Source organism: Megasphaera sp. DJF_B143, assembly GCF_900320625.1.
Classification (GTDB): domain Bacteria; phylum Bacillota; class Negativicutes; order Veillonellales; family Megasphaeraceae; genus Megasphaera; species Megasphaera hexanoica.
Map to the genome: position 1 here is coordinate 1 of NZ_ONTA01000299.1, position 10,850 is coordinate 10,850.

The following is a 10,850-nucleotide window of genomic DNA, read 5'->3' on the forward strand; positions in this document are numbered from 1 at the left end:
ATGAGGACTTCTTCCTTGAATCGTTCAAAGATGAGGATGTTGGCATCGACGGCGAAGCCCATGGACAAGATGATACCGGCAATACCCGGCAGGGTCAGTGTCGCATCGAGGTACTTCAGGATGCCCAGCAAAATGAGGACGTAGACCAACAGGGCGATGTTGGCTACGACACCGGACATGCGGTAAATGATGATCAGGAAGATCATGATCAAGATGATGCCGATGGCAAAGGCCTTTTCACTCTTGATCTTGGAGTCGAGGCCTAGGCTCGGGCCGATGGTGCGGACTTCCATGACTTTCAATTTGACAGGCAGGGCACCGGAACGCAGGAGGATGGCCAGGTTCTTGGCATCTTCCAAGGTCTGGCTGCCCGTGATGACGGCTTTGCCGCCGGTAATCGGTTCATTGACGACCGGGTTGGTCAGCAATTCACCGTCAAGGTAGATACCGATCTTATGGCCTACGTTGGAAGCCGTCAAATCGGCGAATTTCTTGGCCCCTTCGTCGGTAAATTCAATGGCGACGACGTTCTTATGGCCCTGGTCGATCTGTTCTTTTGCCGTTTTCAGATCATTCCCGGTCATGCGCGTCGTGCCCGATTCATCCTTAAATTCCAGGACCGCCGTCTTGCCGATGGTTTCAATCGCCTTTTCCGGATTCTTTTCCCCCGGCAGTTCGACGATGATCCGCCGTGCCCCTTCTTTCTGGACAATCGGTTCAGTCAGGCCCATTTCATTGATACGCCGTTCGACGATAGAGACAGCACGATTCAGGGAATCGTCTGTAACCGGTGCTTCCGGTGTATCGACGGCTTCCAGTACGATATGGGTACCACCCTGCAAATCCAGGCCCTGCTTGATGGAATTGGCCAGGGGATAGATGAAGGTGATAAATGCTGCCAGAATGATGATGACGGCAGCGGAAAACTTAATCATATTGCGGGTCCGCAAGAGAAGTCCCTCCCCTTAGTCTTCTTCGTCGCCGGCAATCGCGCTGATGGATTCTTTCTTCAGCTTGATTTCCACTTTATCGGCAATGCGGATGCGGACATAGTCGTCTTTGATATCCGTAATTACGCCATAGAGGCCGCCAACAGTAACAATTTTGGTGTTTTTCTTCAGATTGGAGAACATTTCCTGACGCCGTTTCTGCTGACGCTTCTGCGGACGATACAAAATGAAGTAGAACAAGAGGACCATGAAGAGCAGCGGCCACATCTGGCCGAGGTCACCCAGAAAGCCCAGGTTATCGTAGTTAGTCAAACCGTTAAAAAAATTAGCAATAGAATCCACAGTTTTTACCTCCTAGTGAATAAATATAATATATGTACATGATGTGTAGAATTACCCATCTTGATACCGTTTCCAGAACTGTTCGCGGAATGTACGGAATGTGCCATCTAATATAGACTGACGCATCTGGCGCATAAAGTCAAGGAGAAAATACAGATTATGGATGCTCACCAGCCGGTAGGCCAGGAGTTCTTCCGCCTTGAAGAGGTGGCGGATATAAGCGCGCGTATAGTTGCGGCACGTATAGCACTGGCAGCCCTCTTCAATGGGATGGAAATCGTGGGCATACCGGGCATTGCGCACCGTGAGGCGTCCCGTATGGGTCATGGCCATGCCGTTGCGGGCAACGCGGGTCGGAAATACGCAATCGAACATATCGACGCCGCGGGCCACCCCTTCGACGAGACAATCCGGCGTGCCGACACCCATGAGATAGCGGGCTTTTTCCCGTGGCAGGTGTTTGGTCGTATAACCCAGCACTTCATACATTATATCCTTACTCTCGCCAACACTCAAGCCGCCGATGCCATATCCATCAAAATCCATGTCCACCAGATCCTCGCAGCTCTTACGGCGCAGGTCTTCGTACATGCCGCCCTGAACGATGCCGAACAGTCCCTGGGTATCACTGTGATGGTGGTCGAGGCAGCGCTGTGCCCAGCGGCTCGTCCGTTCCGTCGAAAGTTTCGTGTATTCATAGTCTGACGGATAGGGAATGCATTCGTCAAAGGCCATGGCGATATCTGAATTGAGTGCCATCTGGATATCCATGGATACTTCTGGCGACAGAAATTTCTTCGAGCCATCGAGATGGCTGCGGAAGGTTACACCTTCTTCTTTGATTTTCCGCATCTGCCCCAGACTGAACACCTGGAAGCCGCCGCTGTCCGTGAGGATGGCCTGTTTCCAGTTCATGAATTTGTGCAGGCCGCCTGCTTCCTTTATGAGCTCTTCACCGGGACGCAGGAACAAGTGATAGGTATTGCTCAAAATGACCTGGGCGCCCATATCATAGAGTTCTTCCGGCGTCAGCGTCTTGACCGTGGCCTGCGTACCGACGGGCATAAACATAGGCGTCTTGAATGTGCCGTGGGGCGTGCGCAGGAGACCGGCCCGGGCACCGTCACATTCGGCCTGCAGCTCGTAGGTAATGACCATATGGTTCCTCCTCTAATGAATAAACATGGCATCGCCGAAACTGAAGAAACGGTATTTTTCCCTGACGGCAATGTCATAGGCATGGAGAATCTGTTCCCGCGTCGAAAGGGCACTGATGAGCATGAGCAGCGTCGATTCGGGAAGGTGGAAATTAGTGACCAGGGCATCGACGATATGGAAGGTAAAGCCCGGGTAGATGAAAATATTCGTCCAGCCGGAACCGGCCTTGAGCGTTCCCGTCGTGCCGGCACTTTCCAGAGTGCGGATACTCGTCGTCCCTACGGCAATGATACGCCGTCCTTCAGCTTTTGCCCGGTTGATAGCATCAGCTGCTTCGGGAGTGATGCTGTAAAATTCACTGTGCATCTGATGGTCTTCGATGTTTTCTTCTTCTACCGGACGGAATGTACCCAGGCCGACATGAAGAGTGACGAAGACTTCTTCTACGCCCTTATCGCGGATTTTCTGCAGCAGTTCATCTGTAAAATGCAGTCCTGCCGTCGGCGCCGCTGCCGATCCACGTTCGCGGGCATAGACCGTCTGGTATTCATCGGGGTCTTCCATTTTTTCATGGATATACGGTGGCAGGGGCATTTCGCCAATCTGGTCGATAATGTCGTCAAACACGCCATCATAGGTGAAATGGACGACCCGGCCGCCAAAGTCGGTGCGGTCCAGTACTTCTGCCTGCAAGCCTCCGGGAAATTCGATGGTCGTACCCGGGAGAGCCTTCTTCCCCGGTTTGACCAGCACTTCCCAGCGGTCTTCCCCGACCGGGGTCAGGAGCAGTACTTCTACCTTGCCGCCCGTCGGGACCCGTTTCCCATAGAGGCGGGCGGGAATGACTTTGGAGTCGTTGAAGACGAGGACATCGCCGGCCTGAAGTTCATCGGCGAGGTCGTAAAAGTGCTTATGTTCCACAGCACCTGTTTTTTTGTCATACAACATGAGGCGGGCATGATCCCGCGGTTCGGCCGGATGCTGGGCAATCAGTTCTTTTGGTAATTCATACGAAAAATCAGTCAGTTTCAAAATAATCCTTCCTGTCTTAGCAATCAATATAATTTTTCAAGTCTGGTACCTGTATAATAATGGGCCAGGATTGTGCGGTAATAACCGGCACTGCCGTGTTCCTGAGCCATCTGATACGCTCCGTACTGGCTCATTCCCAGTCCATGGCCCCAGCCATATCCGTAAATCGTGATAGGGATGCCGGCTTTGAGGGCCATGGTCGTACTGCGGGCCGCCTTTCCTGAATCAGGATTGGGTAGAGTGCCATTTCCCTGGGCAAAATCAAAGAGAGTGCTCTTCAGGCCGTATATGGACCGGAAGGCATTGCCCGTCACGCGGACTGAGCCGGCCGATCCCGTAACAGTCATGGACAGCACCCGGCCGGAAACTCCCCGGTCAGAAACGGCCATAGGCCGTCTGCCCAGCGGTGACAGTGTAATAGACTTGACCTTGCCTACCCCCTTGCCGGCAGCAGCGAGATTGGCTGCCAGTTTTTCCGGCGTCGTCGTCACCGCCCAGCGGTACGATGGCATTCGGGTGCTCGTATCGGAAACGCCGCGCAAATAAGGAATGTGGGAGCCCCACACGTTTTCACTGTTTTCCGTCCAGCCGCCGGCTGACGAACAGAAAAAAGCGTCAATCGGCTTGCCACCATAGGTCAGTACTTCGCCCCGCGTCGCATTGACGGCGGCGATGACCGACGGCGATTCGCCATTGATGCCGGCATAGGTCTGGCTGGATGTATCGTCGGTCATATCAAACCCGCGGCTGGCAAAATTATTCTTATGAGAAACGGCATAGGTACGCGCTGCGACGGCCTGTGCCTTGAGCGCTTCCGGATGCCATGACGGCGACATTTCCTTGCCGACGACACCGTAGAGATATTCTTCCATGGGAACGACATTCACGACGGTCAGGCCCCACCGCTGGGGCGATTTCATGACTCTCATAGCACCGCGATAGGCATAGCCGTCAGTAATCTTCACCGACCCGGAAGATGAAAGAGGGCGAACTTCGACGGCGCCAGCAGCGGCAGCGCCGCCGACGGTCACGGTATTACCCTTGAGGGCAACCTGCAGGGGCGTACGGGCGGGATATTTCTTCCACAGGGACCCGTTTTTCCAGACGCCCAGGCCGCTGTCACTGGTGAAAGCGACCGAACCGCGCCCTTCGCGGATGCCGATGCGCACAGGCTGACCCATGCCCGATGCAGCGGCCGTTCCCCCAAAGGAAACGAGGCAAAAGGCGGCCGTAACAAGACACGCTATCTTTTTAAACCACATATGAAGCCGCTCCTCTCTTAATGGCGGGAAAAAAAGTTGAGAATAATAGAAAGGACGACGCTGATGACGATACAGGTCACGATGGGAAAATAAAAAGACGTATTTCCCCTAGTGAAATGGATGTCTCCCGGCAGGTGTCCGAGGAACCGGGACAGTCCCAGCTGATCCAGTCCCATCCAGGCTGCGCCGGCAATGATAAAAAAGATTCCGATGTAAATCAGTGTTTTAGCCATAGTGTCTCCTAAAAGAGTGACGTACTCTTGGCGCCGGCGCCGTCATCCCGTCCCGGTTCAGGCAGGCCGAGGTGACGATAGGCTGCAGCCGTCACGACCCGTCCCCGGGGCGTACGGTTCAAAAATCCCTGCTGCATGAGAAACGGTTCATAGACATCTTCGACGGCATCGACGGACTCGCTGATTGCCGCCGCAATCGTATCGAGGCCGACGGGACCGCCGCCGAACTTCTCGATAATGACCTGCAGTACCCGCCGGTCCGTCCGGTCCAGGCCGCAACGGTCTACTTCCAGCCGGTCCAGTGCCGACGAGGCAATGTCGCTGGTAATAGCCGGTGCTCCGGCTACCTGGGCAAAATCGCGGACCCGCTTCAACAGGCGGTTGGCAATACGCGGCGTGCCCCGGCTGCGGCGGGCGATTTCCAGTGCCCCCTGTTCTTCTATTTCGATATCGAGGATCTGCGCTGTCCGGCGGATGATGAGCACCAGTTCTTCGGGCTTATAAAATTCCAGACGGCAGATGACGCCGAAGCGGTCCCGGAGAGGCGGTGCCAGGCGTCCTACCTGTGTCGTCGCACCGACCAGGGTAAACGGCGGCAGGTCGATACGCACCGACCGGGCACTGGGTCCCTTGCCGATGACAATATCGAGGGCGTAATCTTCCATGGCCGCATACAGCACTTCTTCTACGCTGTGGGACAGACGGTGGATTTCATCGATGAACAACAAGTCCCGTTCCTGCAGATTGGTCAGCAGGGCTGCCAGATCGCCGGGCCGTTCGATAGCCGGGCCGGACGTGATGCGCAGATTGACGCCCAGCTCATTGGCGATGATGCCGGCCATGGTCGTCTTGCCCAGGCCCGGCGGCCCGTACAGGAGCACGTGGTCCAGCGCTTCCTTGCGCAGTTTCGCCGCTTCAATGAATACGCGCAGATTTTCCTTGGCCTTGGTCTGGCCGATATATTCCTTTAAATAATGAGGCCGCAGACTGTACTGCCAGGAATCACCCGGCAGGTCGGCCGTCTCAATGATGCGATGTTCTTCCATCTGTTACCTCCCGCTGCCGAGACTGCGCAGAGCCGCCTTGATAAGGCTTTCTACACTATCGCAGGCAGCAGCCTGTTTCTGGATGACCGGCAGCGCTTCCTGTTCGGAATAGCCCAACGACTGAAGAGCCGCCAGCGCTTCGGCAGCCATGCCCTGTGGCGCTGTCGCATCTTCCACAGTCACCGCCATGACATCACTGTCACCGGGCGTCCCCACCTTGTCTTTCAGCTCCAGCACGAGACGGTTGGCCGTCTTCTTGCCGATGCCCGGCAGCTTCGTCAGGACACTCATATTGCTCTGGCTGATGGCCAGCCGCATCTGATCCGGCGTGACGGCTCCCAGGGCGTTTACCGCCAGTTTGGGACCGATGCCATTGACCGTGATGAGGAGCAGGAACAATTCATATTCATCCTGGGTCAGGAATCCGTAGAGGGTAATATCATTTTCACTGACACTCATATACGTATAGAGCATCGTTTCTTTGCCGATGGTCAGATTTCCCAGGGTCGAACCGGACACGATAGCCCGGTAGCCGACGCCGTTTACATCGATGAAACAGGCATTTTCAAAAATATGAGTAATAGTACCTTTCAGATAACCGATCATAATTGGACCGTCCTTTTCAAACTCAGGGAATGACGGGAATAAATGGTATAAATCGCCATAGCCAGCGCATCGGCCGCATCATCGGGCTTGATTTTCTCCCGGATGCCGAGAAGGCGCATGGTCATATCGATGACCTGTTCCTTCGTCGCCCGCCCATAGCCGGTGACACCTTGTTTGACCTGGAGCGGGGAAAATTCCAGAATCGGGATATGGGCCTGCTGGGCCGTAAGGAGGATGATGCCCCGGGCCTGGCCGACGGTGATGGCCGTCGTGACATTGCGGTTAAAAAAGAGCTGTTCCACACCGATGACATCGGGCTTATACTTGTCGTAGAGTTCGTTCAGGCCGTCGTAGAGCATGACCAGCCGTTCGGCATCGGTATACTCCGGTGTCGTCTGTACCGTGCCGTATGTCACCGGTTTCAGCCGGCTCCCCATGGCATCGACGACGCCAAAGCCGCAGATAGCCGTCCCCGGATCGATTCCCATTGCCCGCATCACTGCCGTCTCCTTTTGATGAAATACCATAGAAATAGAAATAAACAGACTAACGTTCATTATAACATGAAAGAGGCCGTTACACAAAGGGTTTCCCCTCTGTCACCGGCCTCTTTGACTCAATTTTTACACTAAGGCTACCCGTTTTCCACTCCTGTGTTACTGCGCATGGGCCAAAGCCGCACTTCTTCCGATGCAGAGCCGATTCAGCTGGCATAGCTGCCCATTGGTGACACTGCTTGTTTCCAGATTATGAAGTCCGCTGAAAATGCCGCGTTTCACCGGTGAAAATCGAAACCTTCTATCAAATCCATATATTAATCATAAATATTGCCTGGGAGAGAACAGAACTTTTCCATCATAACCGTACCGGTCTGTTGCTTGAACTCCTTCAGAAACAGGACGGGGCGCTCCCCTGTTCCGCCATTTTCTTTAGCGGTCTGTGAGCAGCCCGAGGACGATATGCTTGCGGCACATGCGGTATACGACGGTCAGGACGACGATGGTCACGGCCCAGCTCACGGGATAGGCCAGCATGAGAGTAAAGAAGTCGCGGTGAGAGGCAAATGCCGTATAGAGCCAGAGGATACGGACACCGCAGATACCAACGAGAACGACGACAGCTGGCGGCAAGGAATAGCCGTAGCCCCGCAGGGACCCGGAGATGATGTCAATGATGCCATTGAGGTAAAACGTGCCGGCAATACAGAACAGCCGCAGCGACCCGAGCTGCACGACGACGGGATCACTGTTGCACAGGGAAATCAGCGGTTTGGAAAAAAGGAGTACCGGCGTCACCACTACCAGGAGAAACCCTCCTTCTACGGCGAAGGACATCTTGGTGATGCGGAAACAGCGGCGCAGATTCCGTGCCCCATAATTCTGCCCGACAAAGGTCGTTGCCGCCTGACTGAATCCATTGACGAAGCAGTACATATTATTTTCTATGATGAAGGCCGCTGTCGAAGCTGCCATGGCTTCCGTCCCCAGACTATTGAGGGCCGACTGGATCAGCACATTGGAGAGGGCAAAGACCATGCCCTGCAACCCTGCCGGCAGGCCGATGCGCATGATGCGGCAGAGTTCACTGTGGGAAAAACACATATGATGCCGCTGCAGGCGGATCCGGTCGGCTGTACGACATAGTAAGACAAATAAGATGGCCGCGTTGACGGCAAAAGAAAGGACCGTCGCCACGACGACACCCGTAAGGCCCAGACCGAAAGCGGTGACAGAAAGCAGGTCGAGGACGATATTGATTGCATTGGCTGCCACCAGACTGTACAGTGGCGTCCGGCCATCACCACAGCTGCGGAACACGGCCGCTTCGAAATTATATAGGGAAAGGAACGGCAGACCCAGGAGGAAAATCCGCAGATACAATTCTGCCATAGGATACACGTCGTTCGGCACGGCGAGAATTGCAAGAGCCGGAGACACGATGAGTTCCCCTATGATCATGAGCGCCAGTCCCATGCCCAGAGAAAGGAGGATAGCCGTCTGCACCGTTGCTTCCACTTTCTCATCCTTCCGGGCTCCCAGATACTGGGCAATGACGACATTGGCACCGAGGGAAATCCCCATGAGGAGCGTCACCAGAAGGCCGATGACAGGCATATTATTCCCGACGGCCGCCATAGCATCTTTCCCGACAAACCGCCCGAGGATGAAGACATCAGCACTATTAAAGAGCTGTTCAAACATGCCCATGAGGCCGACGGGCATAGCAAAGAAGAACAATTTATCGGCAATAGAACCGTGAAGCATATCCATCCCCTTGCGGGCCTGTTTCCGTTTTGTCTGTTCCATAAGGCACCTCCTTTATTCCTTTGCATTGTTTCAGTGTAGCACGTTTCGTAGGTTTCTTCCATACGGTCAGCCTGCTGTCCTATACCAGAACAGCACAAAAAAAGCTGCAACAGAAATGAATCTGTCACAGCCCTCTATACATCCTATACGTAATAGTCCGGCATATCAGATAGCGTGGAGAATGTCCAATATAGCCAGTGCAGCCGTACATGCCGGGCAGTCGCAATACTTGGCCCCTTTAGCCTGAATATCTTTGGCATGAGCCAGGAGTCCTTTAGCGCCTTCTTCGCCGAGAAGCTTTTTGGCAAAATCGGAACCGGCAAAGCCAAGCAGTTCGTCAATGGTAGATACACCATTTTTCAGAGCGTCGATATAAGCCGGAGTTTCGGCATCTTTGTCAGCGGCAGCCAGCCATTTTTCAGCAGCTGCTTTCAATTTCGGATTGCAGCTCGGTGCTGCCAGTAAATCGTTGGTCTTAGCCGTTACGGCTTCTATCGTTTTTGCGTCCATGAGTCATTCCTCCTAGTAGTAACAAAATATCGTCCTTACATTTATAAGCATATATCATCTAAGTTGTAATGTCAATAGTTACATTTTTTTATTTTGTCGGGAAGGAAGGGATAATTTGAAGGCTGGAAAAAGATAGTGGTTAGTGAAAAGATAGTTTGAAGTTTGATGTTTGATGAAAAAAACGCAGGTCGGGAAGGACAGTGGTCGGTGGTTAGTGATTAGTAGGCTTTGGGCCGGTTCACTGCGTTGGAAGCCAGACGCCGCTGCACGTTAGAAGCCATCCCCCAGCAGCCAGCGGAGGACATTTTTCTTTTTGATGCCGTTGTAATCTGCTTCTGAGGGAATTTCATCCAGTGTCAGCAGGTATTTGGGATATTGATCCGGTATGGCGCGTAGCGGTTTCAATTCCCGTTCGAGCACTTCCGGGAGCAGTGTACTTTCTGCTACTTGGTAGTATTCTCTGGTTCCGGACCGTTCAACGACAAAGTCAATTTCTCCTTTGGGCAGCTGGCCAACGTATACCTTGCCTCCCCGGCGCAGTAATTCCAGGTATACGACATTTTCCAAAATGTGACCCGTGTCACGCCCGGTATCGTTGATCAAAAGGCGACGGAAGGCGGGGTCAACCAGATAGTATTTGGCATTGATTTTCAGCAGCTGTTTTCCCCGTATATCAAATCGGTCTGCCTGATAAATGAGCATACTATCCTTCAGACCTTGTAAATATTTTTCAACGGTCTTATTATCTATTTTCCTGCCAGCACTAGTCAGGGAATTGGCAATTTTATTAGGTGAAATGAGACTGCCTATATTCGCGGCCAGAAATTTCATCAGACTCTCTATCATCATCGTATCGCCGCTTCTCATCCGCTGTAATGTATCTTTGACCAGAATTGTATTGTAAATTCCTGACAGGTATTCCTCTACGGCCTGGGAATCGTGTTGAAACTGCAGGGCATAGGGAAAAGAACTCACTCGGACATAGGCGTTATATTGTTCAGGCACCGACAGGGAATCAGGCATTCCCTGACAAAATTCCCGAAATGACAAGGGCAGCATCGACAGCTCCACATAGCGGCCTGTCAAAAGCGTCGCTAACTCACCAGACATAAAATAGGCATTGGATCCGGTGATATACACATCGGTATTCTCTTTAATAAACAGGCTGTCTACCACTTTTTCAAAATTTTTTACATGCTGTATTTCATCGAGAAAGATGTAATTCATCCTATCCGTCTGCATCCGTTCTGTAATATACTGATATAATGCATGGTATTCACACAACGGTTCATAAGCCAGGTCTTCAAAATTTATGGTAATAATTTGTTCGGGAGCCACACCATGATGCAATAAATATTGCCGGTACAAGTAAAAAATAGTAGATTTCCCACACCGGCGGACACCA

12 protein-coding genes are annotated in these 10,850 nt (G+C 52.9%); all 12 read right to left on the bottom strand.

Annotated features, from left to right (window positions below; all coding sequences use genetic code 11):
* Positions 1-935: preprotein translocase subunit SecD (secD, locus tag DBO31_RS08645; RefSeq protein ID WP_150824954.1), on the bottom strand; the 935-nt coding region annotated here is incomplete at its 3' end.
* A 30-nt stretch (positions 936-965) separates the two neighbouring features.
* Positions 966-1,292 (bottom strand): preprotein translocase subunit YajC, encoded by a 327-nt coding sequence (gene yajC, locus DBO31_RS08650; RefSeq protein WP_234995450.1) that lies wholly within the window; start codon positions 1,290-1,292, stop codon positions 966-968.
* Positions 1,293-1,343: 51 nt separating this feature from the next.
* On the bottom strand, positions 1,344-2,450 hold the full coding sequence (gene tgt / locus DBO31_RS08655; RefSeq protein WP_059075735.1) for a tRNA guanosine(34) transglycosylase Tgt: 1,107 nt from the start codon (positions 2,448-2,450) through the stop codon (positions 1,344-1,346).
* A 12-nt stretch (positions 2,451-2,462) separates the two neighbouring features.
* The gene (gene queA, locus DBO31_RS08660) at positions 2,463-3,482 is read right to left on the bottom strand and encodes a tRNA preQ1(34) S-adenosylmethionine ribosyltransferase-isomerase QueA (protein WP_075582058.1); all 1,020 of its coding nucleotides are present in this window, start codon (positions 3,480-3,482) and stop codon (positions 2,463-2,465) included.
* A 23-nt stretch (positions 3,483-3,505) separates the two neighbouring features.
* Positions 3,506-4,744, bottom strand: a complete 1,239-nt coding sequence (locus DBO31_RS08665; protein WP_150824949.1) for a SpoIID/LytB domain-containing protein — start codon at positions 4,742-4,744, stop codon at positions 3,506-3,508.
* Between the two features lie 17 nt (positions 4,745-4,761).
* Positions 4,762-4,977, bottom strand: a complete 216-nt coding sequence (locus tag DBO31_RS08670; protein WP_059075732.1) for a DUF2905 domain-containing protein — start codon at positions 4,975-4,977, stop codon at positions 4,762-4,764.
* 8 nt (positions 4,978-4,985) lie between these two features.
* Complete coding sequence (gene ruvB / locus DBO31_RS08675) at positions 4,986-6,023, bottom strand: Holliday junction branch migration DNA helicase RuvB (RefSeq protein ID WP_150824950.1); 1,038 nt, start codon at positions 6,021-6,023, stop codon at positions 4,986-4,988.
* Positions 6,024-6,026: 3 nt separating this feature from the next.
* Positions 6,027-6,629: a Holliday junction branch migration protein RuvA gene (ruvA, locus tag DBO31_RS08680; protein ID WP_150824951.1), complete on the bottom strand. Its 603-nt coding sequence runs from the start codon at positions 6,627-6,629 to the stop codon at positions 6,027-6,029.
* Complete coding sequence (gene ruvC / locus DBO31_RS08685; RefSeq protein WP_075582054.1) at positions 6,626-7,126, bottom strand: crossover junction endodeoxyribonuclease RuvC; 501 nt, start codon at positions 7,124-7,126, stop codon at positions 6,626-6,628. Before ruvC ends, ruvA begins: the two co-directional genes overlap by 4 nt.
* Positions 7,127-7,558: 432 nt before the next feature.
* Entirely contained in the window at positions 7,559-8,935 is a 1,377-nt protein-coding gene (locus tag DBO31_RS08690; protein WP_150824952.1) for an MATE family efflux transporter, read from the bottom strand.
* A gap of 165 nt (positions 8,936-9,100) precedes the next feature.
* Complete coding sequence (locus DBO31_RS08695) at positions 9,101-9,445, bottom strand: hypothetical protein (RefSeq protein ID WP_059075727.1); 345 nt, start codon at positions 9,443-9,445, stop codon at positions 9,101-9,103.
* A 270-nt stretch (positions 9,446-9,715) separates the two neighbouring features.
* Positions 9,716-10,850: ATP-binding protein (locus tag DBO31_RS08700; protein WP_150824953.1), on the bottom strand; the 1,135-nt coding region annotated here is incomplete at its 5' end.